Source organism: Pseudarthrobacter raffinosi (assembly GCF_023913835.1).
GTDB lineage: Bacteria > Actinomycetota > Actinomycetes > Actinomycetales > Micrococcaceae > Arthrobacter > Arthrobacter raffinosi.
Genome location: NZ_JAMXBG010000001.1, coordinates 119,929 through 144,307, shown reverse-complemented (window position 1 = coordinate 144,307; position 24,379 = coordinate 119,929). Strand labels below are relative to the sequence as shown.

The 24,379-nt window shown below is 63.2% G+C and carries 15 protein-coding genes and 8 pseudogenes; 14 read left to right on the top strand and 9 right to left on the bottom strand.

Features of this window, described 5'->3' with window-relative positions:
- Positions 1 to 257: 257 nt before the first annotated feature.
- From NG697_RS00665 to NG697_RS00655, 3 genes and pseudogenes are all read left to right on the top strand, one after another.
- Positions 258 to 440 (top strand): annotated as a pseudogene (locus NG697_RS00665) (NAD(P)/FAD-dependent oxidoreductase); the annotation flags it as partial.
- Between the two features lie 12 nt (positions 441 to 452).
- Positions 453 to 946 (top strand): annotated as a pseudogene (locus NG697_RS00660) (alcohol dehydrogenase catalytic domain-containing protein); the annotation flags it as partial.
- 227 nt (positions 947 to 1,173) lie between these two features.
- On the top strand, positions 1,174 to 4,530 hold the full coding sequence (locus tag NG697_RS00655) for a DEAD/DEAH box helicase (protein ID WP_252613192.1): 3,357 nt from the start codon (positions 1,174 to 1,176) through the stop codon (positions 4,528 to 4,530).
- Here NG697_RS00655 and NG697_RS00650 read toward each other — a convergent pair.
- Both NG697_RS00650 and NG697_RS00645 read right to left on the bottom strand, forming a co-directional pair.
- Positions 4,523 to 6,172, bottom strand: coding sequence for an Hsp70 family protein (locus NG697_RS00650; protein WP_252613190.1), 1,650 nt, complete (start codon positions 6,170 to 6,172; stop codon positions 4,523 to 4,525). The genes NG697_RS00655 and NG697_RS00650 overlap by 8 nt on opposite strands.
- Positions 6,173 to 6,180: 8 nt before the next feature.
- Entirely contained in the window at positions 6,181 to 8,235 is a 2,055-nt protein-coding gene (locus NG697_RS00645) for a hypothetical protein (protein WP_252613188.1), read from the bottom strand.
- Positions 8,236 to 8,368: 133 nt separating this feature from the next.
- Between NG697_RS00645 and NG697_RS00640 the strand changes: the two are divergent.
- From NG697_RS00640 to NG697_RS00620, 5 genes and pseudogenes are all read left to right on the top strand, one after another.
- Positions 8,369 to 8,608: pseudogene (locus tag NG697_RS00640) on the top strand (zinc-binding dehydrogenase); the annotation flags it as partial.
- A gap of 68 nt (positions 8,609 to 8,676) precedes the next feature.
- Positions 8,677 to 9,178: pseudogene (locus NG697_RS00635) on the top strand (NAD(P)/FAD-dependent oxidoreductase); the annotation flags it as partial.
- 63 nt (positions 9,179 to 9,241) lie between these two features.
- The gene (locus tag NG697_RS00630) at positions 9,242 to 10,297 is read left to right on the top strand and encodes a 2,3-butanediol dehydrogenase (RefSeq protein WP_252613186.1); all 1,056 of its coding nucleotides are present in this window, start codon (positions 9,242 to 9,244) and stop codon (positions 10,295 to 10,297) included.
- A gap of 406 nt (positions 10,298 to 10,703) precedes the next feature.
- The gene (locus NG697_RS00625; RefSeq protein WP_256470652.1) at positions 10,704 to 10,907 is read left to right on the top strand and encodes an antitoxin MazE family protein; all 204 of its coding nucleotides are present in this window, start codon (positions 10,704 to 10,706) and stop codon (positions 10,905 to 10,907) included.
- Entirely contained in the window at positions 10,904 to 11,230 is a 327-nt protein-coding gene (locus NG697_RS00620; protein ID WP_252607735.1) for a type II toxin-antitoxin system PemK/MazF family toxin, read from the top strand. The genes NG697_RS00625 and NG697_RS00620 overlap by 4 nt, the downstream gene beginning before the upstream one ends.
- Positions 11,231 to 11,265: 35 nt before the next feature.
- Here the strand turns inward: NG697_RS00620 and NG697_RS00615 are convergent, their stop codons facing one another.
- Entirely contained in the window at positions 11,266 to 11,847 is a 582-nt protein-coding gene (locus tag NG697_RS00615) for an HNH endonuclease (RefSeq protein ID WP_252607736.1), read from the bottom strand.
- Between the two features lie 121 nt (positions 11,848 to 11,968).
- A pseudogene (locus NG697_RS00610) lies at positions 11,969 to 12,151 on the bottom strand (alkaline phosphatase D family protein); the annotation flags it as partial.
- 352 nt (positions 12,152 to 12,503) lie between these two features.
- On the opposite strand from NG697_RS00610, the gene NG697_RS00605 reads away from it, so the two are divergent.
- The 4 genes and pseudogenes from NG697_RS00605 to NG697_RS21290 all read left to right on the top strand — a co-directional run bounded on the left by NG697_RS00605 (position 12,504) and on the right by NG697_RS21290 (position 15,571).
- Positions 12,504 to 14,150: a S8 family peptidase gene (locus NG697_RS00605; RefSeq protein ID WP_252613183.1), complete on the top strand. Its 1,647-nt coding sequence runs from the start codon at positions 12,504 to 12,506 to the stop codon at positions 14,148 to 14,150.
- 180 nt (positions 14,151 to 14,330) lie between these two features.
- On the top strand, positions 14,331 to 14,579 hold the full coding sequence (locus tag NG697_RS21520) for a PhoD-like phosphatase N-terminal domain-containing protein (RefSeq protein ID WP_509908544.1): 249 nt from the start codon (positions 14,331 to 14,333) through the stop codon (positions 14,577 to 14,579).
- A complete protein-coding gene (locus tag NG697_RS00595; protein WP_252613181.1) occupies positions 14,567 to 15,001 on the top strand; it encodes a PhoD-like phosphatase N-terminal domain-containing protein in 435 nt (144 codons plus the stop codon). The genes NG697_RS21520 and NG697_RS00595 overlap by 13 nt, the downstream gene beginning before the upstream one ends.
- Positions 14,889 to 15,571, top strand: a pseudogene (locus NG697_RS21290) (alkaline phosphatase D family protein). Before NG697_RS00595 ends, NG697_RS21290 begins: the two are co-directional and overlap by 113 nt.
- A 522-nt stretch (positions 15,572 to 16,093) precedes the next feature.
- Here NG697_RS21290 and NG697_RS00585 read toward each other — a convergent pair.
- The 3 genes and pseudogenes from NG697_RS00585 to NG697_RS00575 form a co-directional block, all read right to left on the bottom strand.
- A pseudogene (locus NG697_RS00585) lies at positions 16,094 to 18,289 on the bottom strand (Ig-like domain-containing protein); the annotation flags it as partial.
- Positions 18,290 to 18,602: 313 nt separating this feature from the next.
- A complete protein-coding gene (locus NG697_RS00580; RefSeq protein ID WP_252613173.1) occupies positions 18,603 to 19,544 on the bottom strand; it encodes a metallophosphoesterase family protein in 942 nt (313 codons plus the stop codon).
- A gap of 49 nt (positions 19,545 to 19,593) precedes the next feature.
- Positions 19,594 to 20,922 (bottom strand): DUF4241 domain-containing protein, encoded by a 1,329-nt coding sequence (locus NG697_RS00575; protein ID WP_252613171.1) that lies wholly within the window; start codon positions 20,920 to 20,922, stop codon positions 19,594 to 19,596.
- Positions 20,923 to 21,071: 149 nt separating this feature from the next.
- Here NG697_RS00575 and NG697_RS00570 point away from each other — a divergent pair, with 149 nt between their 5' ends.
- The gene (locus tag NG697_RS00570) at positions 21,072 to 21,809 is read left to right on the top strand and encodes a hypothetical protein (RefSeq protein ID WP_252613168.1); all 738 of its coding nucleotides are present in this window, start codon (positions 21,072 to 21,074) and stop codon (positions 21,807 to 21,809) included.
- 17 nt (positions 21,810 to 21,826) lie between these two features.
- Here NG697_RS00570 and NG697_RS00565 read toward each other — a convergent pair.
- Positions 21,827 to 22,581 (bottom strand): annotated as a pseudogene (locus tag NG697_RS00565) (alkaline phosphatase D family protein); the annotation flags it as partial.
- Between the two features lie 85 nt (positions 22,582 to 22,666).
- The gene (locus tag NG697_RS00560; RefSeq protein WP_252607741.1) at positions 22,667 to 23,596 is read right to left on the bottom strand and encodes a ribokinase; all 930 of its coding nucleotides are present in this window, start codon (positions 23,594 to 23,596) and stop codon (positions 22,667 to 22,669) included.
- Positions 23,597 to 23,698: 102 nt separating this feature from the next.
- On the opposite strand from NG697_RS00560, the gene NG697_RS00555 reads away from it, so the two are divergent.
- On the top strand, positions 23,699 to 24,361 hold the full coding sequence (locus NG697_RS00555) for a GntR family transcriptional regulator (protein ID WP_252607742.1): 663 nt from the start codon (positions 23,699 to 23,701) through the stop codon (positions 24,359 to 24,361).
- The last annotated feature ends 18 nt before the right edge of the window (positions 24,362 to 24,379 follow it).

The following is a 24,379-nucleotide window of genomic DNA, read 5'->3' as shown; positions in this document are numbered from 1 at the left end:
ATGAGATAAGTATGGAGTGTTTAAATACTTAAGTAAAGCACTATTTTACTTCCCTCTTACTTCTAAGGGACTTCTTCAGTCGAGGGTGCAGTCGCCAGCCTGAATCGGGCCCTTTTCAGGCTGGTACAGCGATGGCGTTGGTGAGGTTGCGGAAGCGGAGGGCATAGCCGCGGTATTTAGGCCGCTGCGGCGATTAAGTCTCAAGAGCTTTCGAATGAAACAGTGCTATGCGCCCGCGTTATGAGGTTTTCATGGACCCGTGGGAGGGGGAGCCGCGCAACATGTGGAAACCAACCAACGTCCCCAACCTATGGATCCACGGCGGCAACCTGCACCAGAGCCGGCACTACTCCTCATACCTGGCCCTGCAGCTCAAAGCCCGCATGGAAAGGCTGGAGACACCCGTGTACGAACTGCAGCCCAGCCACCACACCCGTTGAAAGGAAGAGCCCATCAAGGCAGCACGTTTCCACGCCCGCAAGGACATCCGGATCGAGGGTGTGCCGGAGCCGGAACTCCGCGCAGGCGCGGTAAAGATCGACGTCGCCTGGTGCGGCATCTGCGGCACCGACCTGCACGAGTACCTAGAAGGCCCCATCTTCTGCCCGGCGCCGGGGCATCCGCACCCGCTCTCGCACGAGGAATCGCCTGTGACCTTGGGACACGAATTCTCCGGGACAATCTCTGAAGTGGGCGAAGGGGTGACAGGCCTGGCGAAGGGGGACAACGTCGTCGTCGAGCCCTATTTTGTGGGCGGCGACTGCGACATGTGCCAGGCGGGCAACTACCACCTGTGCCGGCAGATGGGCTTCATCGGGCTGTCCGGCGGCGGGGAGGGCTGAGCGAGAAGATCGTGGTGGACGCGCGGTGGGTGCACCCCATCGGCGACATCCTGCTGGACGAGGCGGCGCTGATCGAGCCGCTGTCCGTGGCGCACCACGCGGTGGAGATGTTCCTGTAGACAAGAGAGTGTCGAAAATTGTTCTCAGTGGTCTGCAGGGGACGATGGCTGTATGGAAATTGCCGATCACACGACGACATCGATCTCCTCAAGATTCGCACCCCGTTGAGTCTGAGATGATCTAGGCAGCCGCAGAAGCGGCACGATCACCATTAAATCCCCGAGCGTCAACCAAACTCGGGGCAGATCCCTACGAGGGAGGTCCGCGTCTGATGTCGATGGATGACCTGGTCTATCGTGGCCTGAAATCTGGGCTTGCTTGGCTGAAAGAGATCGGAGCCCAGCGGGTCCTCGTTCGAGGTGAACTAACAGGGCCGGACGTCGAAGAGTTGGAAGCGCTCGACGCCGACGTCCGACAGCTCCCGCCCGGATATTCCGACGGCAATCTCTTCAACGGTGTGTACGGGGTCTACCGCAAGGGTCGATGGGAGGCCCTCGTCATCCGTGGAGAGGGCCAAGAAAGGCCAAATGGAACCGCCCGCCATCGATTCACTGCGGACGGAGGGATGCGTCACCTCGCGGAGGCTCGAGAGGACCTGGTTGAGCACTGGGAGGACGCTCTGCCCTTCATCGGCACAAGTTCGTTTGCGCCCGAGGATGTCGTGAAGGTGCTCGGGTGCGATCGCATTGGTCGGGTGCGGCGGGTTACTCGCACGCGCGCTGGCTACGTGATTGAGGTGAGTGTCGACGGGGAGTTTCAGCACGTCGCGCCAGAGTCCCTCCAGAAGGTGGATGGAGACCCACGCGATCCAGCCTTCTGGGTAACCTCGGCACCCGCTTCGGCACGGGAGATCGCAATGACTCTGACGTGGACGAAGTTGCGCGAGCCGCTCTCGAACACCCTGTACTCCTACCGAGCGACAAAAACGGTCTTTCGTGCCTACCAGTTCATCCCTGCGCTCAAGATCCTCAACTCTCCGACCGGGCGGCTACTTCTGGCGGACGAGGTGGGTCTCGGAAAGACGATCGAGGCGGGACTGGTGTGGAGCGAGCTGGAGCAGAGGTCACCGCTTCGTCGCACGCTTGTGGTCACGCCTTCATCCTTGACTCACAAATGGCGCATGGAGATGAGCCGGCGTTTCGACCGTGACCTCGAGGTTATCAAGCCTCGCAAGCTGGCTGACCTCGCCGAAGATCTCCTCGCCGGTCGGGACCCGGAACTCCACGCGATCATCTCTGTGGAGTCCCTCCGCAGTGCGAGCGACGTGCTCGAGCAGCTGACCCGGATCCGACCGAGATTTGATCTGGTCATCGTCGACGAGGCCCATGTGTTGCGCAATACCGGCACGAGGTCGAACCTGCTAGGCGGGTTGCTGTCCGATTGGGCCGATCACTTGTTGTTCCTGTCGGCCACCCCCATCAACCTGCGCTCTGACGACCTGTACAACCTGCTGACTCTGCTCGACGACGGCATGTACCAGGACTCCCAAATCTTCCATATGCAGCTTGAGCCGAATCAGCACCTCAACGCGATCGAACGCGGCATCTCTCACGGCTCATCCGGCTCAGCACTGCGCCACCACCTGCGGTCGATTAAGACACTGCCCTTCGGCCGCGCCGTGTCGAGCCGCCCGGACTACGCGCGCCTAGAGGAGCTTCTTGACACCGCTGCACCCCTGCAAGCTGGCCAACGGGCCGAAGTCAAACGCCTCGTTTCCGAGCTAAACACCTTGAGTGGCGTGCTCTCAAGGACCCGGAAGGTGGATGTACCCGACGTCAAGGCAGTGCGCGAACCCCATCAGGTAGTCGTGAACTGGTCGCCGGATGAGAAGGGCTTCTACGACCGCGTCGTCGACCACTTCATGTCCCGGGCTCGCGCGCACGGAACGCCACCCGGCTTCGCCATGCAGATGCCGCTGCGCCAGGTCGCGAGCTGCCTGCCCGCCATGCAGGCGCGACTCTCTGCCAACGCAGACCAGTTCGCGCGCTCGGTGGAGGATTACGACGAGGAGTATGGCGAAGAGGACCTGGCGGAAATGCGCGAAGACTGGACATCCTTCGAGTGGCATGGCGAGGACTCGAAGTTTGAAGCCCTGCTAGGGCAGCTCACGCACTTGCGCGAACAAGGATTGCGTCAAGCACTGATCTTCTCCACCTTTCGCGGGACCATCGCGTACCTGGCAGAACGCCTGAGTTCAGACTTCCGGGTCGAGCAGCTCCACGGCGGTATCCGCATGGTGGATCGCCAGCCCATCATCGATGCCTTTCGCGATGGGAAATTCGACTTCCTCATTGCGAGCGAGGTGGCATCGGAGGGTCTGGACTTCGAGTTCTGCAACGTACTGGTGAACTACGACCTGCCCTGGAACCCCATGCGAGTCGAGCAGCGAATCGGTCGTTTGGACCGATTCGGCCAAAAGCACGAGAAGGTCCTTATCCTCAACATGCATGTGCCGGGGACGATCGAGTCCGACATCTTGGAACGCCTGTACACCCGAATCGGCGTATTTCAGAACTCCATTGGAGATCTTGAGCCCATCCTCAGGGACGACTTCCGTGACCTAGCTAACCAAATCCTTGATCCGCGACTGGACGACTCCCAGCGAAGGCAGCGAGCGGAAGAAATCGCAACGGCCATCGAGACGAGGGCGGCGAACCTTCGGCAACTGAATGAGGAGCGCGCCACTCTGTCCACGATTGATGAGATGCAGGTAGAAGGCCTCTCAGAGTCAGGGCCAACGGACGGGCGGTATGTCGGAACGACAGAAGTGCGCGCCCTCATTGAGCACACACTACGAGCCACTGGAGGCAAGCTCGAGAAGTCGGAGCATCCCGGCATCCTGCTATTACGGGGAAGCAATGAGCTCTCCGACCTCATCTATCGCTTTCGAGGCACCCAGGGAGCGAGCCGTCGGTCAGCGATACTGTTCCAAGGCCGTATCAGCAACGGAGAACCAATCGAAGTGACCTTCGACGCTGACCTGGCAAGCACGCGAGACGTGGAACTCCTATCTCTCCGACATCCCATCGTTGACGTGGCACTGCACCAACTGGAACAGGACAGACTCGGGTTGCATCGTTATGGCATAGGCAGGGTTGCAACGCTGCCGCCCGGCACTCGCTATGCCGTAACGGTGGACTTGGTAGCGTCGACAGGAGTGAGGCCGACCAAGGAATTGTGGTCAACGGCGATCGATATCCAGACCGGGGCCGTTGCGCCGGACATCGGCGTTCAGTTGCTGGAGGCCGTGGCGAGCGGATCGCTGGAGGAAGCTACTGGAGCCACGCCAACGCCGATGGAGCCCTTCCTCATATCGCTTAAGGAGGTCAGCTGGGCTCGGCACCGTGAGGAGGAGTCACGCAGACGTTTGGACAACGAGGCGTTGGTAAGGGCCCGCCTCGACGCGCGCAAGGCGAGTCTTCAGGTCAAGATCCTTAAGGCGAGAGCAACGTTGGACGTCGTTATGGAGCGAGAACGCGATCCGAGGGTCATCCGGATGGCAGAAGGTCGCATCCGCAACCTCGGTCAGGACCTTGAGCAGCTTGAGGCCGAGCTGGAGGAGCAGCGGGCCTTCTCGATGAGCCGCAGGACGGTCGCAGTGATTGAGCTCGTCGGTCCGGCTACTTGACGTCCCACCAACGGCGTTCCATTGGCTGCCAGTCCGGCTCCTTGACAGGAAGCGCAAGGCGCGCAAACCCTCCCGTGAGCACTGGCCAGCGCGTGACGCGGAATGACTGACTCGTTCCCTGGCCGTCGGTGATGTTGACGCGCCCCTCGGTGGACAGGTCGAAGCGGACAGCACCATAGCCGAAGGCAACCTTTAATCCGGGCACATCGGTCTCCTTATGCCGCAGATAGACCGGCGTCCCGTCCATCGCATAGACAGCGAGGCGGCCGTAGCCGGTTGATGGCAATGATCGAGCTGAATCGCGATTGACCGCGGTGGCACCGTCTGGCCACTCGTACCTGAGCCGGTCCCGGCTCAGTGCTTGCCACCATTCGTAAAGCTTCGTGTGTGCTCGGTAGAGCGGAACACGGGTCAGATCCCCGTCTCCCGCTGAGAACTCGAGCACGAAGTCGAAGGCGGGACGATGCAGATTCACCTGCTCGTAGGAAGTGTTCTCGGCAAGCCCCGCAACGATCGCCTCCCGCGCACCGTTCCTGCCGGGGAAGGTGTGAATCTTGGCGGTGGGTAGCTTCCTGCTAAGGAACTTCTCCACCGCGGAGGCGCGGCTCATGCCCCCGGCCAGGAGAACGTGATCAACGTTTGAGGTGAGGCTTTCTTCCGAAATCTGGCGCAGGGCAGATGTGACCGCACCTTCGCTACGGGTCAGGTATGACGCGCGCAGGGTCGAGATGATCAGGGACCAGGCGCGTTCCAGTTGCGGACGCATGGCATCCTCCAGCTGCTCGCGGGTGTAGCGCAGGCTGGGCAGGTTGCCGGCCTGATAGCCGACATGCACCTGCGTCTCGTGGTGTGTCGAGAGGTCAACCTTCGCCTCAGCTGCTGCGCGCATCAGATATGCCCTTGCGAGATCAGCGTCGGGCAACGCCTCGAGCTCGATCCCTTGGTCTCCAAGAGCGATCTCCAGGTCAGCGACGATCGTTCCGTCGAGCACGTCACCGGCCTCGCTGAGGCCGTCTGAGGCGAGGACGTAGATTTCGGGGTCCCTGAGCGGGCCGGTCGTGACGTCAAGGACAGCGACGTCGAGCGTGCCTCCGCCCATGTCGAACACGAGCACGCGCTCTTCGTCGAAGTACTCCCTCTGTTGCGTTCGCTGGCCGATCCAGTTCAGTCCAGCGGCGATCGGCTCATCAATCAGAGTCGAGGGGCCGACGCTGAAGCCCGCCGTCTCGGCGAGGCCGAGCAACCGTTCACGCTGATCCGCGTCCCACATTGCAGGGCAGCCGAGTCGCGTGACTCCTTTATTGGAGATGGGGAGCCGATCAGCGCGGGCACGGTTCGCGATCTCGCGTAGGACCGCGCCGATGACCTCGTCGGCGTCGCGTTCGACGGAACCGTCGGCGCTTCGCGCGACTACCGCGCGTCCGGTGATGCAGCGCTTGACCGAAGTGATCAGAGCGGCGGGATTGTGCGTGAGCGCGTCCTCGCCGACCACCAAGGCGTCACCGCTGACCGCAGCAGCGGAGGGCATCCACGATTCGGCGTGACCGATTGGGACCACCGTCGGCCTGCCCGCCGGCAGGCTCTCCGCGATCAGTGTCGTGCTCGTGCCAAAGTCGACACCCAGAAACTGCTCTCGAGCCACTCCAACTCCTAATAAGTTCGTTCAACGAGCGCGCGCACGAGAACGATCTCATCGGCACCCTCGCCCCATGTATATCCGATGCCGGTGACAGTCACTGGTGTGTTGGGCAGTTGCGGCTCCCCGATGACATCGTGACGCTGTGGGTCATAGGGCTCCGTCCGGCCTGGGACACCCGACGGAGTCAGTCCCTCACGGGCGGCCATCCGCCGCACCCGCTCCCGGACGCGCTGAGCGGACTGACTGTCGGCAGCCCCGTCGACGTACGCGCAGAGCTCCGCAAAGGCGCGCATGACATCGATCCGGATCTGGCGCGACTGAGATTCGCGAAGCTCGCTGGTGCTCGCGGCGGCCTCGCCAAGTTGTGCCTCCATGCGGTGCAGCCGGTCATCACTCAACCGCACGGCTTCCTGGGCCTTGCCGAGCAGCTCCGTCTTTTCTCTCGCCTGGCGAGTGAGGGCCTCTACTTGGTGAGCAAGCTCGGATATCCGTGTCTCATTCCTGAGGCGCACAAGCCAGGCCCGGCCGATGTTGTCATCCCGTAGGACTCGGTCGAACGCTCGCTGAACGTCACTTTCATCCATGAGGCGAGCAAGTGCAGTGGGGGCGGCGAGCGACGTGAGCAACTGACGCCTCGTCGTGGCTGACGCGAGCCTCTTGACTACCAAGGGCTTGACTACGGCGGACGCTATGGCATCGCTCTCGAGCGCGCTGGCCAGGGGCGTGGTGGCGACCGCAACCAGATCGTCAAACTCCACGCCCCGCCACCACATGTCGTCGGCAAGGTCTGCTGGATGATTGCGCCAGATCCACCCCAGCACACGTGCCCTCGAGCCGGTCGCATTCAGCGGAACGGACGTGAGCCGCCGGGCCACCGCAGACTTGTCCTGGAGCGCGAGATTCTTCCAGGAGTCCTGATCCATCGCGCCTATGACGGCTGCCAGAACTCCAGCGACCCACTCACCCTTCTTGGCAGCATCTTTCGGCGTTTCCATCTCGCGGGTGGCCCGAAGGACAGTGTCCAGGCTGAGGAGACCAACCGAGGGCGAGCTCAACAGCCTCCCAATCAGGAAGTCCTTGGCGTGCCGTAGCTCCTGGGCTCTGGCAGACGCCGGCTCAAGACTGCGCAACTCGGCGTCTGCCGCATCTATTAGAGCGGCCGCACCCTCGGGTCCTGCCAATTGCACCGCATCAATTGCCTTGATCTTCTTGCTGTCCCTCGGCAGGGCCTGCAGGATCAAAGCAGCTTGACCGAGCGCCGGAACGGCCGCTTGAAGCGCATCATCGGACAGCGAGTCCACAGCGAGCCCAGCTGCCAAAGGATTCCGCAGGGCACTGCCCAGTAGCCGAGCCCAGTTCTCAGGCAGTTGGCCTGAGACCGAAGTGGCATGGACGAGTTCGACAGCCGGGTGGATTTGCCCGCCCTCAGCACCGTGTGCACTGCCTCGGCCCTCGTTCCGGGTTTCAGAATCCATTGGCCTGCCGACAGCGCCATCGGCGACCTGCGGAGCAACGTCAACGCCTCGCTCGGCATTTCCGGCATCGAGTTCCACCGTCACGGTGTTCTCTTTCATGGCTGTCCGTCCGCGCATTTGGGCGGCTAGGTCAGCCGAGATTGCATCGAGCGGAGCCTGCCCCACCCAGAGGTACTTGAGGCTAGCACCCTTACCCGATGCCTTGACACTCTCGTTCGCCTCGAAAGTCAGACGGGCCCGCTTCCACAGGGCGCTGACATCCCCGGTGAAGACCTCCTCGACACGCGCGATGAGGTCTTTGCTCGACACCGGCTTCGATGAGTCGAGAAGGGCGAACGCGAAAGCCTGTGCAGGCGACGAGCGCACGAGCTCTGAGGCGCCAACCGGGTCGACGTACTTTCGGTGGCGTAGCCCACCAGTCGCGGTGGCAAGCAGTATGTGGTCCCCATCAACACCGAGTCGGACATCATTGGTTGACCCGTCACTCCAAAGAACTGTGACCTCAACACCCCTGCGGTCGACGAGGAGTCCCTCTCGAAGGACCATCCGAGATTTCCTATCGAGGTCCATAACCACCTGAGGCGCTTTCACCCGCGTATTCTATCCACAGCACCGGCTTCAACCCGACCAAATGATCAGTTCCACGAGCGCGTGCGCTGGAACGTTTCTCGTCGCGGACCGCCCACTGTGATCACTGGCCTGACCCGCGTCGGCATAGCCGGATTCGCGGGTGCGGGAGCTCACCGGCGGGACGGGGCCGACGTCGCGTTCGAATGCGCCGGCGTGAACGCAGTGTTGGACACCATGCTCGACGCCGTCCGGCCCGGCGCCGTGGTGGTCAACGTGTCCATCTGGGGCGCGCCCGCCGTAGACATGCAGAAGCGCGCTGGAGGACCTGGTGGAGCAGGGCTTCGACACCCTGATCATCTACAAGGACACCGCGGTGAAGGTGCTGGTCCTACCTCTTCCTCCGCTATGGAGCGCCGTTGTAGTGTCGTGGCGTGATCGTCCCCGATATTTCCCAGAACGCCAGGGTTTGACCTGGACTTCGGTGTGGACGGGTCGGCTGTTCGTGAAGTATCTGCGGCGCGGCTCCGGCTACTACATCGACGTCGGCGCCTCCCAGCTGATCATCGACGGCCGGGTGCAGCTTCGCTCGGGGGAGGTTTCCAAGATCACCGGCAACGCCGTGGTCCTGAACGACGGCACCGAACTGGAGGCAGACCTGATTGTGTACGCCACCGGCTACGGCTCCATGAACGGCTGGCTGGCGGACCTGGTATCTCCCGAAGTCGCCGACCGCGTGGGGAAGTGCTGGGGGTACGGCTCGGACACGCCGAAGGACCCGGGGCCTTGGGAAGGGGAGCTGCGCAACATGTGGAAGCCCACCAACGTGCCGAACCTCTGGATCCACGGCGGCAACCTGCACCAGAGCCGGCACTACTCCTCGTACCTGGCCCTGCAGCTCAAGGCCCGGATGGAAGGGCTGGAGACCCCGGTGTACGAACTGCAGCTCACCCATCACACCCGCTGACCACGGTGGTTGCGGTGGTTGAGCCTGTCGAAACCCAGTACCCCGATCACACGAGGAGGAATCATGAAAGCAGCACGTTTCCATGGCAGGAAGGACATCCGGATCGAGGATGTGCCGGAGCCGGAGCTCCGGGACGGAACGGTGAAGATCGACGTCGCGTGGTGCGGGATCTGCGGCACTGACCTGCACGAATACTTGGAAGGTCCCATCTTCGTCCCCGCGCCAGGTCACGCGCACCCGCTCTCGGGGGAGGAAGCTCCGGTGACTCTGGGGCACGAGTTCTCCGGGACTGTCTCTGAAATCGGCGAAGGGGTGATGGGCCTCGCGAAGGGGGACAATGTCGTCGTCGAACCCTATTTTGTCTGCGACGAATGCGATTCCTGCCAGGCAGGCAATTACCACCTGTGCCGCAAGATGGGGTTCATCGGGCTCTCCGGCGGCGGGGGAGGCCTGAGCGAGAAAATCGTGGTGGACGCCCGGTGGGTGCATCCCATCGGGGACATCCCGCTGGATGAGGCGGCCCTGATCGAGCCGCTGTCCGTGGCGCACCATGCGGTGGCGCGCAGCGGCGTGACGGCCGGCGACGTGGCACTGGTGGGCGGGTCGGGCCCGATCGGGCTGCTCACCGCGGCCGTCCTCAAGGGCATGGGCGTGACCACGATCGTCAGCGAGCTGACCCTGGCCCGCAAGGAGAAGGCGGTATCCAGCGGCGTGGCGGACCATGTGCTGGACCCCAGCAAGGAGGACGTCCCCGCACGGGTACTGGAACTCACCGGCGGTACCGGGGCGGACGTCGCCTTCGAATGCGCGGGCGTGAACGCCGTGCTGGACACCATGCTCGACGCCGTCCGGCCCGCCGGCGTGGTGGTCAACGTGTCCATCTGGGGCGCGCCGGCCACGGTGGACATGCAGAAGCTGGTGCTCAAGGAGATCGACCTGCGCGGGACCATCGCCTACGTCCGGGACCACGCTGCGGCCATCAAACTGGTGCAGGAGGGCAAGGTGGACCTCAAGCCGTTCATCACCGGAAGGAATGCGCTGGAGGACCTGGTGGAGCAGGGCTTCGACACCCTGATCAACCACAAGGAGACGGCGGTGAAGGTGCTGGTGCACCCGTAGGGGTGGCTGAGGTTACGCGGAGGAACTGCACCGCCACAGTTCCGGAGCGCGGCACTGCGAAGCCCCCAGCTGATCTGCCGGGGGCTTCGCGAACTTCCTCTGAGTGTTACTTGGCTGCGACGAATACCTTGTCACCTCCGGGAAGGTGTTCCCCGGGATTTAATGGTCATCAGAGTAACCACAAAGTCTGCTGATGGGCTCATTACTAACCCTTATGGAATCCGGGACCGCCCCGCTGTCGTTAGGCCCGTTCTCTGCACTGTCTACCCTGAATGGGGTTACCCCATGAAGGCCTCGTGCGGATAGCGTTTCAGCGGGCCGGGCCGGTACACGCGGCGGGGACGATCGCTGTGTACGCCAAACAACTACGCGGTGCGATGCCCTCCGTTACATGTAACAATTGATTATGAGTGTTAGGGATCGAGTTGCGCGGCACAGGATTGCCATGCGTGAGCGCGGCCTTCGGCAGATTCAGATGTGGGTGCCGGACGCCCGTACAGAAGAGTTCAAGCGTGAAGCGCGGCGGCAGTCGCTGGCTGTTGCCGCCTCCGACAGGGCCGGGGACGACCAGGATTTCATCGAAGAGATTTCGGAAGACTGGCCGGAGTGAATCGAGGCGAGTTGTGGACAGTCTCAGGCGGAACATATGCACAAAAGCCCAGGCCAGCGCTGATAATTCAGGATGACCTGTTTGAGGCGTCGGAGTCGGTCACTCTTCTGCCGCTGACGTCCCAATTGACAGGCGCGCCACTACTGAGGCTGACTGTTGAGCCGGACCAGTTCACTGGTTTGGAGCGCGAAAGCCAGATCATGGTGGACAAGCTGACCACCGTTCGGCGCGCCAATCTTGGGCAGCGATTAGGGCAAATAGACGCCAAGACAATGACTGCGGTCGAACAGTCCCTTGCCGTCTTTCTGGGCCTAGGGCGCTGAGCTGAGCCTAAGCAACGGCAATAACGGCGGGGCGGTCAGCGAAGCGGCTGCCGCTCGCCGACGCTAACGGGACCGTTGGGCGTAACGTAGTCCCGCCGTCGTCGTTCTATCCGTTCCTGTTGGCCCGGGGAAGGAATTCTGGCGCCCTTTGCCCGGTTGCACCTGGCGCAGGCGGCGAGAAAGTTCTGCAGGCTGGTGGATCCGCCCTTGGACCAGGGGTAGAAATGTTCGCCGTGCTCAGCGGGCCGGGAGCAACGGCGCCGGAATCCTGCCTCCATTTCACACAGATTGGCAGCTCGTGCCATGCCTTCGCGGCGCTGCTGGCGCGTGAAACGTCTTACCGGGTCCCGGCGTCGGACGTCTCTGCTGTGGATGATGGCGGCAACGATGAACAGGACGACAAGAAATGCGCCGGGCAGGGCGACCGCGGCCAGAACGCTGTCCACCATCCCGCGCAGGACCTCGGTTGCGGCGGAGATACCAGCCCCTGACGCTGACACCACTTTCGACTTTGGCAGGAGCGCCAGGATCACCGAGATGCTCAACCACACCAGCACGGCTGAGTATGCCAACCGCAGCGCCTGCCGGCTCCAATAAATGCGTTTCAGTTCCACCATGACGCTTCCCCCCATCCTTCTTCAGCTTCAAGGAGCGTACCGCTCAAACAACGGCGAAACCCCCAGCCGAGCGGACTTGGATGGGGGTTTCGAGGGTTTCGACGGGTCTTACTTTGCGACCAGCCCCCACGGTGGAGCCTGAGCGGCGGCGGCGGGAGGAGGCGTGGCCGTCCCACCCGTCCATGGAGACGTCGTCGATCTCCCGGCCCAGGATGTCCCAGCGCTGGGTGGAGTTCTTGAAGTCGTCCAGCAGCCACTTCTCCTGCTCGGCGCCGGTGATGGTGCGGTCCTCAACGAGGTGCTCTTAGGCAAGATGTTCGTGCCGGACCATAATGTTCGACAATCAGTCCGCTGAGGTCTAATATCTGGAGCCTCGCCGCTATCATTTGTATGGCACACGGTAGTGCAGCTTCTATTAATGCTCGGTAATCACTTATGGCTGCTCCCGCGGTAAGAGGCATCCTTCGTACGAAAGAACAGTGCAGATGTCCACACCGCCGTATTTCCTTAAAGCCGCGACATCCGTATTCCTTGCCTCAATGGTTCTATCTCTGGCCCCTGCTGTTGCTCATGCTGATTTTGCAACTGATCCGCCATCTGCCACTGTTCCTTCTCCTTCGCCCTCTGCTCCACCCGCAGGAGAGCAAAGGTACATCGTGAAATATGGCAATGATGTGAATGCAGAAGCGGAGTCCACGTCCCTGCGGCAACAGGGGATTGAAGTTAAGGCGACTCTTTCCCATGCAATGAAAGCTTCGGTAGTTGTAGCGACACCGAAGGAAATGGAGTCCCTGAAAAGATCAGAAGACGTGGCCTCAGTTGAACTTGACACTCCCGTTTCAATCTCTGGTGCCACGTCTATTTGGGGGCTTGACCGGGTAGATCAGCGATCAGGGCGAGATGGGCAGTACAGCATCGGCAATGAAGGTGCTGGCGTGAACATCTATGTTGTTGACACTGGGCTGCATGTTTCCCATACGGAATTTTCCGGGAGGATTCCTGCAATCTGGTGGGGAGTTCATGATGGCAATGGAATCAATGACTGTAATGGTCATGGGACGCACGTCGCTGGAACCGCCGCCGGAACAACATACGGCGTTGCCAAGAAAGCCAGCATCATCCCCATCCGGGCGCTTGAGTGTGATGGAAGCGGCTGGGCGTCAACAATCATGGCAGGGATTGACTGGTCAGTTCAGCACCACGTGGCCGGTCAGCCAGCAGTACTAAACCTCAGTATTGGCGGTTTCACTAATTCTTCATTTGACGAAGCCGTTCAAAGTGCTGTTAACGACGGGATGACGGTAGTCGCATCAGCAGGCAACGCCGGCGCTGATGCCTGTGCTACTTCTCCTGCTCGAGTTCGGTCTGCCATTACCGTTGCAGCTACGGATATTAACGACGCTCAGGCGTCATGGTCCAACTACGGCTCTTGCGTTGATATTCAAGCGCCGGGAATATCCATCAGGTCTGCTTGGAACAACGCTGCTACCGGCTACAACACTCTGGACGGTACTTCAATGGCCGCTCCACACGTTTCCGGTGCGGCTGCAATCCTGCTTTCCCGTGACCCTTCGTTATCCCCGGCACAGGTTCACCAGTCGATGACCAACAACGCGGTGACGGGTGTCATCAGTGCCAATAAGGGCGCAACCCCTAACAGGTTGCTATTTATCCCCGCGCCTAATCCACCTGCTCCCTCCTGCTCCAATCTCCAGCCTGGTGATGCATGGGCGGGGGTAGGTACGCATTGCGGGTTGCAGGGATCAGCAGCTTCTACCCCGTCTACCGCTGAGGCTCCCCCCGTAACCGCTGATGAAGCTCCCGCTCCCCTTGCTACGACCAATGCCGCCCCGGCACCTGCTGCAACTGCCCCAGCTCCAGGGCCCGCACAACCCGCTCCCGCGCAACCGGCTCCCGAACCTGCTGATGCTCCCTCCCAGCAGGCTGCAGCCGCATCGCCCCTAAATAACCCTGCCGCTGCGAATGCGGCGCAGGCAGTGGCAATTGCTGAACCTGGAGTGATCTCACCTGAGCCGGTGGTGGACGAAGCCACTCAACGACCCGAAACCACATCTTCGGAAACACCGGCAACAGTGGCAGCGAACTCCAACCCTGCCCCATTACCAAGTGGCGGTGCCACCATTGCCCCTGTAGCGGATACATTCGATGACGCTGCGGCGGATACCGTGACCGCTGCAGCGAACAACTCATTCTGGGTAATCACGATCGGACTGGTCCTTGGTGGCGTGGCTGCTGCATATGCAATCAGGAGGCTGAATCACCGACGGCGGCTGACAGTATGACCTCACCTTCTGTTTGATTTGTAACGGTCAGACACGGAACGGCTGAGGTCTCGTTTCTGCAGGAAGTTATGCACCGGTTCACTTTCTGTGTGCGGGCGGTTCAGGTTCTCATGGGGTCCCCGACAGGGGGTGAAGGTTCACTGGTGGCATTCACCAGCAACCGGAGGATCCCCATGTTCGATGCCATGTCCGCCCTTGCCCCTGACCGCCGCCGCTTCCTGGCCCTGCTGGGCGGCGGGACGCTGGCCGCCGCCGTCCGGCATGGCTGCCACAGCCCCCAGCAAGGCCTGGGCCAACCCGCGTTTTGGCGAGAATCCGTTCTCTTTGGGCGTGGCTTCGGGTGAGCCGCTTCCGGACGGCGTGGTGCTCTGGACCAGCTGGCACCTGAGCCGACTGCCCTCGACGGCCGGGGCGGCATGCCGGATCTGAGCGTGCAGGTGAACTGGCAGATCGCCCGCGACCCCGGCTTCGCCGACGTCGTGCGTGCCGGTGCGGCGGCGCTGCCTGAACTGGGTCACTCGGTCCATGTGGAAGTCGCGGGCCTGGAGCCCGGGCGCCACTACTGGTACCGCTTTCGTGCCGGACAGTACGTGAGCCCGGCCGGGCGGACCAAGACGGCGCTGCACTCAGCTCGCTTGCGATCGCATTTGTCAGCTGCCAGAATTTCCCGGCCGGCCACTCAACTGGGCAGGCAGCTCGGAGGTGGACAGGGAACCGGACCAGGACCCGGCCGTATTCCTGCAGCGGCGCGCAGCCGCGTTCCAAGCCTACTACGAGTACATGCCGCTGCGGATCTCACAGAAGCCAGCCGGGCCGGACCTGCAGCTGTACCGCCGGGCTGCTTTCGGTGACCTGGCCCAGATCAACATGGTGGACACCGGCCAGTACCGCAGCGACCAGGTCTGCGGCGGCGGCCGCGCCATCGGCTGTGACGAGCGGCTGGAGCCGAGCCGGACCATGCTCGGCCAGGGGCAGGAAAACTGGCTGCTGGAAGGCATGGAAAAGTCCGCAACCAGGTGTTCACCATGCAGGTGGACGCCACCCCAGGCCCGGAGGTCGGCCTCAGCATGGACAACTGGAACGGCTACACCGCCGCGCGCCAGCGGCTCTACGACGGCGTGCGGGACCGCGGGGTGGAGAACTTCGTGATCCTTAGCGGCGACTCGCACCGCAGCGCCGCCTCGGACCTGAAGATCAACTTCGACGACCAGGCCTCCCAGACGATCGGTACCGAGTTCCTGGGCACCTCCGTCACCTCCGGCGGCAACGGCGCGGACATGGATGCCACCGGCCGGCAATGGCTGGCCGAGAACCCGCACCTGAAATTTCACAACGCCCAGCGCGGTTACGTCCGCTGCGAGGTCACCCCCATTATCGAGGCAGGACGGGCTGGGATCGCCCAGGTCGAAAAGAACGCCTGAGTCCCGCCGCGCGCAACGGGTGCGGTGCTCGGTGACCTCGAGTACAGAGCCGGGCGGGGGAGGTGCGTCCGGTTTCCAGGTCTTGCTGGACCTGCCTCCCGTGACGCAGGTGCCAAGGCGGTCTCCGTCCACAAGGAGCGCGCCGTCCGGTGCCAGCACCCGGAGGCCGGTGATGCGCTCACCCCTGCTGCTGATCACGAATGAGCCGTCATCCGCAGTGACCTGCAGGTCGAGGCCTGAGAGTTCGGGCGTGCTGACGGCGCAGGGTTGGAACGGCACGCGGCTGGTACGAAGGATATCCTCGGCAAGGACCCCGAAATCGACAACCAGCGAGGGGAGACTTCCATCGGCGGCAGCACCGGCGTCGTAATTCATGCTGCCGAAGGCGGCTGAGGCTTCCGAAGCTCCAGGCGAACCGGAAGTAACCCCGCCGCCGTTGCACGCAGGGTGATCTGCAGGTGCGCAGGGGTGGGCAGGCTGGCCGACCCTGCATCCGCACCATCGAACCGCGCGATTCGAGGATCAGAAGCGCGACGCCGTCCCGGAGCCGGAGGGATTGCGTCCGAGCGGGACTCCGCTCGTGTCCGTCGCGATGCCCGATTGTCCGGTCACTGTCCCCTGGTATGAGGGAATGCCGGCGATGACGCCCGTGGCGGGGGTTCCGCTCTTCAAGGTTCCGAGTGTGATCGTGAGGGTCTTGCCGTCCGCGCTCAGCGAGACGGAGGACGCCCCACGCGAGCCGGTCCCCTTGAAGGTGAGGTTTCCGCCGCTGCTCGTGGTGTAGTTGGCGCCCAGGTTGACGGTGCCGAAGTTGTTCTGCGTGCAGCCCGCCGAGAGGGTCAGGGCGTCGTAGGGGGCAGAGGTGTTGCGGCTGATCAGCACGCTGACGCTGTTGCTACTGTGGGTCCACGGCCCCGTGGTGCTCGTCCAGGTGCTGCAGAACGAGCTCGGGCTCATCGGCTCGTTGAACACGACCACGACCTTGTCGTTGGTGTCCGCTTTATCGGCGGTTCCGCCGTTCTGGAGCGTGACGGACACGACCCTCGGGCCGATGCGGCTCGTCGTCGTCGTCACCGTGCTGATGTTGCCGTAGACGTCCGTGGCCTGGGCCGAGAACGTGACCATGCCCGAGTTGAGTTGGCTCAGGTTCATCGTCGAGGACCAGTTTCCCGAGCCGTTCGCCGTTGCCGTGGCCGATAGGCTGTAATTCCCCGAATCGGTGGCCGTGAGCGCCACGGCTGCCCCCGGATCGGAGGTCCCCGCGAATGGCACAGCGGTCACCGTGTCGCCCGTGATCTGGGACGGCATGCTCGTGAACTGCGGTGCCGTTGCGGTCGTCTTCTTTGTTCCGGTCTGCGCTGCGGACGCGCCGGTGTTGCCCGCCGTATCGGTCGCGGTTGCGGTGTATGTGAGCTGTCCGTCGCTCAGGCTCGTCAGGTTCAGTGGCGTTATGGTCCAATTCCCGGTTCCGTCCGCGGTCGCGGTTGCGGTGAGGGTGTGAACGGCGTCGGTGTCCGTGATGTTGAGCGTGACGGTCGTGCCGGGCTCGGCGCTGCCGCTGACGGTCACGGTCGTGGCGGTCGCGGTGGTGACTGTGGTCGGGGCCGTCAGTGTCGGCGCGGCGGGGGGCGCGGTGTCCTTGGGAACCGTTGCCGTCGTCGCCGGGCTGACGTTGCCCGCCGTATCGGTCGCGGTTGCGGTGTATGTGAGCTGGCCGTCGCTCAGGCTCGTCAGGTTCAGTGCCGTCGTGGACCAATTCCCGGTTCCGTCCGCGGTCGCGGTGACGGTGTGAACGGCATTGGCGTCCGTGATGTTGAGCGAGACGGTCGCGCCGACCTCGGCGCTGCCGCTGACCGTCACGGCCGCGACGTTGGCAAGGTTGACGACGGAGGGTGCGTCCAACGTGGGCGCGGCGGGGGGCGCGGTGTCCTTGGGGACCGTTGCCGTCGTCGCGGGGCTGACGTTGCCCGCCGTATCGGTCGCGGTGGCGGTCAGGGTCACGGTGCCGTCGTTGAGGCTCGAGAGGTTGAGTGTCGTTATGGACCAATTCCCGGTTCCGTCCGCGGTCGCGGTTGCGGTGAGGGTGTGAACGGCATTGGCGTCCGTGATGTTGAGCGAGACGGTCGCGCCGACCTCGGCGCTGCCGCTGACCGTCACGGCCGCGACGGTCGCGGCGGTGACTGTGGCGGGGGCCGTCAGTGTCGGCGCGGCGGGGGGCGCGGTGTCCTTGGGGACTGTTGCTGTCGTCGCGGGGCTGACGTTGCCTGCCGTATCGGTCGCGGTGGCGGTCAGGGTCACGGTGCCGTCGTTGAGGCTCGAGAGGTTGAGTGTCGGAAGGGACCAGGCTCCCGTCGAGCTGGCCGTGGCCGTTCCGCTCACGGCATGGCCCGCGCCGTCGGACGCTGTGACACTCACGGTGTCCGCGGGCTCGGCGGTGCCGGAGACGGGTACGGCCGCGACGTTGGCAAGGTTGACGACGGAGGGTGCGTCCAACGTGGGCGCACCGAGGGGCGGTGCCGGGCTGACCGTGATGGTCGAGGTGGTCGAACTTGAGCCGGTGTCGTTGGTGGCGGTCAGGGTTGCGGTGTAGGTTCCGGCGGCGGTGTAGGTGTGGGCAGGGTTCTGCGCGGTGGACGTGCCGCCGTCGCCGAAGGCCCAGGACCACGACGTCGGCGAGTCGGTGGAGGTATCGGTGAAGGCCACGTCCAGCGGCGCGGTGCCGGATGTGGGGTGGCCGTGAAGGAGGCAACGGGCGCCCTATCACCACGGTCGTAAAAGTGCCAGTACCGGTTCCCTTCGATTTTTGTCAGGCGTCGCGGCAGGCGTCTGGTCAGTGTATGCCCGGGTCAGGAGGCCAACCAGCGTGGCGAGGGGCTTCCCTGTACTCGTTTTCTCGCAGGCGCTACCCGTCTTTCAGCCCGGACTACCCGCTCTTGGTTCAGGACCCAAGACCGGATTATTTGGCGGTCCGGCGCACAGCACCGCCCACCTCCGCGGCGAGAGAGGCGAGGGTGGAGAGCAGAAGCCGTCGCTACGGTGCGGAACGCGTACCTGCGTCTGTGTCCGACCCTGACGTTGGAACGAAGTTCCAGTCGAAAGACCCGTCGTCTCGGAGTGTCATCCGAAGGAACCCGTGGGTGTCGCTGAACCGCTTCACGATGTACGACGGACTGCTAGTGAAGGAGCGGAGATCGACACCTCCCGTGGAAACCTGGAACGCTGTCATCCCGTCACTGACGCACTGGTCAGCGTTGTTCACCGGACATGACCGTTCGTAGTTGTGCTGTGACCCTGACAGGGTCAGACGGACCCGGTGCTTCCACATCACGTCGATCCACGGCTTGTGGTCAGCGGCCCGCTCATGTTGGGTCGTGTTCGATGTGAAGTACGGTTCGTGGTATGCAACTGCCAGGTGCTTACCCGCCGCCCTAGCAGCAGCGAGGTCGTTGTCCAGCCACGTCGTCAACGCCCGAGCCTGCGTGGGGTTGTACCGCCATTGCGCCGACGACAGGAACGCGAAGTGCCAGTTCCCGAAGTCCTTCGAGTACGGTTCCCCGATCCCGATGAACCCACGCTCCTGGTTGATCGCAGCCTTCGCCGGAGACCCCGGGCATTGGCCATTCATGAACTTGTCGAGGTCTTCGTTGCGGCCGGGTTGCCAGTCGTGGTTGGGGGCGGACACCCAGTACAACTTGGGCTTCGTGCCACCCCACAGCCGCGTCCAGTAGTTCACGTAGTCCGCGCAATACGCGGTGTCGTACTGGAAGTCCCCGAGCCCTAGGAACGCGTCAATCTCGTTGTTCTGCACGAGCCGGGTGATCGCCGCACCGTTCCGACCGGAAGGGCTATCAGGCGCATAGGCCTCGACGCCGTTCATGTCACCGACAGCAGCGATCCGAACATCAGGCGGCTCCGGAGCGCTGGTGCAACCCGCGGCGGAGACCGCCAGAAGGGCTGCGGCGGTTGCGGCCACGCTCCGGAAGGATCTGAAACGAGTGAGCACTGACTTCATCCGATAACCCTCAGATGTGTCGGTACCCGAGGTACTCGGTGACCTCGAGGACGGAGCCGGGCGGTGGAGGCGCGTCCGGGTTCCACGTCCTGCTGGAGATGCCTCCTGTGATAAACGTGCCCAGATGGTCTCCGTCCACAAGGAGCGCGCCGTCCGGTGCCAGCACCCGGAGGCCGGTGATGTCCTCACCCCTGCTGCTGACGACGAACGACCCGTCATCCGCGGTGATCTGCAGTTCGTGACCGGCGAGTTCCGGGGTGCTGACGGGGCCGGGTTGGAACGGCACGCGGCTAGTGCGGAGGATGTTCTCTGCGAGTACCCGGAAATCGACAACGAGCGAGGTGAGGCTGCCGTCGGCGGCCAAACCCCAGTAGCACGGGTAGGTCCCGTCACCGTACCCGCTCGAGACCATGACCGCGTCCACTACCTCGCCGGCGAGGCCGAACATTGTGCCCGGTGTTTCCATGAGCCGTTCAACGTGCTCTTGAAACATCGCCTCGACGCGCTGGGCTTGGCACTCCACCAGCGACCCGACGTCGAGGATGGCGACGTTTCCGGCGTCGACCCCTACCCCGTGCGCGCCGTCGGTGAATTCGGCGGGGTGCCAGCTGACCGCCGGCGCCTCGGACAGCAGCAGCCGTACTGCGACCGTCATTTCCGCCGCCGTGGCGACTTCGACGGCGTACGTCCCCGGCATGATCCGCCGCGCCAAGGGGACGAAGTGCGCGTCAACCGAACCCAAGTCCAAGACCGTGAGCACCCCGGAGGCACAAGTGAGCTTGCCGAGGTGAAGGACCTCGAGCGGCGTCGGTTCGCCGAACGGTGCGACCACCCGGCCCGCCGTAAACAATCCCGGTATGTCGAGCTCCAGCTGGGCTGGTAGGTCGGGCAGGGCGGCATCGGGTGCTGCACTCTGCAAGAGTGCCTCGGCCCGCGCCGGATCGATCAACGGTGTGCCGGGCGGGTCGAGGAAGGTCGAGAGATGGGAAATCCGCCAGCCGTCATCGCCTCGCTGCAGCTGGTACTCGTAGTAGAAGGTGGTGTTCCCCGCCGTTTGGATGACCGAGCGGACCGTCGCCGTGTCCTCGTCGACCTCGACGTCGGTGATCTGCTCGGCGGACGGGTCGTGCGCGGGACTGGAAGACAACGCACCTTCCTGGCCGGTGCGGACTCCCGGGGTGCAGTGGGTCGCGACCAGGTCCGCCAACTCGGCGGCCCAGGCTTCGAACACCCCAGGGTCGAAAGCGAACATGCTTGGCGATTTGCCTGACCGCTGCCAGCTCGTGTGGAAATCGGCTGCGAAGGCCTCGATCCTGCCGCGTACCTCGTCCTGAGTCATGCGGCACATCCTATCGCCCCACGGTGACCCCTATTCCTAAGGGGTTCAGGTTCACGACGGACTGCACTACCTTTCTCCTATGGCCATGGGCAAGCAAAGGTGCTCTGACCCCCTACAGGAATTTCTACTCAGAAGGAGTGGGATAGATCATGAATCAACGAACCAAAATATTCTTTGCTCTCGTCGTCCTGTTGCTTGTTGTTGGCGGGGCGGCACTTTTTGTCGTCGACAACACAAAAAGGAGCAGGGCCGCGGAGTACGATCCGCAGATCAACCCGGCCGATTTCACCACCAAAATTACCAATCAATATTTCGCCCTCCCTGTCGGCAAAAAAATGACTTACGAAACGACCGAGCAAGGACGCGTCACCGAGAGGATTGAAATCGAAATCCAGCAGGAGACCAAGACCATAGAGGGCGTTGAGACGGCCATCTACCTGGACAAGGAATACAAGAACGGGCAGCTCGTAGAGGAAACCCGGGATTACCTGGCACAACACAAGAACGGTGACGTGTGGTACTTCGGCGAGGACGTGAACAACTATTGGTACGGGATGTTGCTGGACCACGCCGGCAGCTTTGTGCACGGAAAAGATGGCGCAAAAGCCGGCATCTGGATGAAGGCCGAGCAGCGCACCGGCGATTCCTATAGGCAGGAATTTTACGTTGGTCATGCAGAGGACATGCGGGACACCGTCGCTACCGGCGAGACCGTCTCCACGAAAACCCGCACCTACACCGACTGCATCAAGGTTTATGACTGGACGCCGCTTGAAAAGAATTCCCGGGAGCATAAATATCACTGCCCCGAGGTCGGTGCGCTGGTCCTGACCGAGGACCTGCAGACCGGAAGACGGTCAGAACTCGTGAATGTTGTCCAGCCTTAGCCTTCCAACGGCAGGCCCTACGCCCGCGCTATCAATCCCGGGACTCCGTCCTGGATGGCGAAGGAGGCCTTCGTGCTGACGGGGGATCCCGGCGTCGTGACGTGGTCCAGCACGCGGAAGTCGGCGGTCATCGTGCGGGTGTTCACGTAGCCGCGGTTGTCGTTGTAGAACTTCAGGTGCGGGTTCCAGGCCATCACGGGATCCACCGTTGAGCCGGTGCCGTTGCCGGTGGAGGTGATGGACGTGCACACCAGTTCCGAGCCCACTACGGGGGAGGCCGGATCCTTGTAGTCGACCTTGAGGTCGTTGGCCCAGTTGCGGTGGACGTCGCCGGTGAGGACCACGGCGTTGCGCACGTTCGCGTCCACCCAGCCCTGGGTGATGCGGCGGCGGGAGGCGGCGTAGCCGTCCCACCCGTCCATGGAGACGTCGTCGATCTCCGGGGCCTTGTTGCGGTCCTTTTCGGCGAAGAATACCTGCTGGCATGTTCTCGTAGTATGCCTGGAACGCGGCGGTCCCGCTCTGCCGGAACGCTCGGTGGTGTCGTTCAGCTGGTTGGCGTCCCGGTTTTCCGGGATCCCGTCTGCCCAGTTGTTGTCCACCTTGTGGTCATCCCACACCAGCAGCCACGGCGCGATCGCGTGTGCTGCCCGCAGGTCGACGTCGGACTTCTACTGCGCGTGCCGCTGCCGCACGGGTTGCCGCCGCCGATCACGTAGCTGTCCTCCTTGTACTCATAGATGTAGTCACCCAGGTGCAGGACCAGGTCCGGAGTTTCGCGTCACCGGCGGAGGCCCTTGAGCACCCCGTGTACTGAGTGGCGTCGTCAGCTGTTGCTCTCTCTCGAACACGCCGGGTCAGCGGGGGAGCGCTTCGCTTGCTGCCGGATAGGAGTCCTGCGCTCCGTGCCCCCGGACCGAGAAGGCGGCAACGCGGACTGCCTGTGCGCAGGCACTCTGCAGGTCGCTGCCCCGCGCCAGGCACGCGGCCAGGGCACCCACGAAGGCGTCACCTGCCCCGGTGGTGTCCGCCGCTTCGACCTTGGGCGCGTCAATGTGAATGCTGAGTTCGCTGGTGGCCAAAACCGCGCCGGCAGATCCCAGTGTGACCACCACTGACCTGATCCCGCTTTCGACGAGCGCTCCCGCGAGTTCCTGGCCGTAGGCTGCATCCGTCGTGGTGAGGGAGACAGCCCTGCCTCCGGCTTCGGCGAGGATCTGTGCCGCCTCGTGTTCGTTGACAACCAAAGGATCGGACCGTCCAAGCACTGACGGCGGAAGGTCCAGCACGGGGGCAAGGTTGAGGACCTGCCGGACGCCCAGCCTGCCAAGGCTCTCGGAGGCGAACTCGATGGTTTCAGCCGGGATCTCCCCCTGGATGACCGCCACCGCGCAGGCAGCGAGGGTGTCCTCTGCAGCCGCGATGTGGCCTGGGGTGAGGCGGGCATTGGCGCCGGGGACCACAATGATGTTGTTTTCCCCGCCCGGATCGACGGCAACGATGGCCAGGCCCGTAGGCCCGGGGACGACGCTCACGTGGCTGAGGTCCACGCCTTCCTGGCGGAGCAGCCGGGTGGCGATGTCCGCGTGCGGGTCGCTGCCCACGGCGCCGATCATGACAGTTTCCGCTCCCTGGCGCGCTGCAGCGAGAGCCTGGTTGCCGCCCTTGCCGCCGGGCGCAAGTTCCCCGCCGCTGCCGAGCACTGTTTCGCCAGGGCGCGGATGGCGTTCGACACCGACTGTCAGGTCGGCGTTGATGGATCCGATTACTGCGACGCGTGAGCTCATTGCTGTCCTTTTTTGGATTGAGGGTTGCCCTGTGAGCAAGATCATGTAGTCTACTGCTAACGGTAAACCGTAAACGGTAAACAGTAAACAAATGAGGATCCAATGACGCAGCCCCTCCTCGTACAGCGAGCAAACTTCCTGGGCGACCAGGTGGTGGACGTCCTTCGCAGGCAGATCATCACCCAAGAACTGCCTGCGGGTTCCCTGCTCGTCGAGTCCAAGCTAGCCGACGTGTTCCAGGTCAGCCGCGGCCCCATCCGTGAGGCCATCCGGACGCTGACGGAGGAGGGACTTGTTGAATCCCGCGGCCGCTCGGCCGCCGTCGTCGAACTGACTGCAGGCGACATCGACGAGCTGTTCACGCTGCGGGCATCGCTGGAACGCCTTGGCCTGCAAACGGCCATCGTCGAGCGGCGCGCGGAGCTGGATGCGCTCCTGAAGAACGCGATCGAGCGCATGCGCGCCGCCGTCGCCGCCGAAGATCCGGCTGAGTTCACCCTGGCCGACATGCAGTTCCACAGCTCGTTCGGAATTGCCTCGCACCACCGCAGGCTCGCCGACGTGTGGTCGAAGTACCAGCCCACCATCGAGAACCTGCTGCTCGTGGTGAACCTCGAGCACGACCGTCTCCAGACAGCCCTGCATGCCCATGAAGTCCTCGCGGACCTTATCCGCACCGGAAAGGACGAGGCCGCACTTGAGGAGCTTGCCGACCACCTGGACAGCTCCCGGCTTCGGCTCCGCAAGGTGTACGTCGGAAGCTGACTGTTTTTCCCTGCTTTA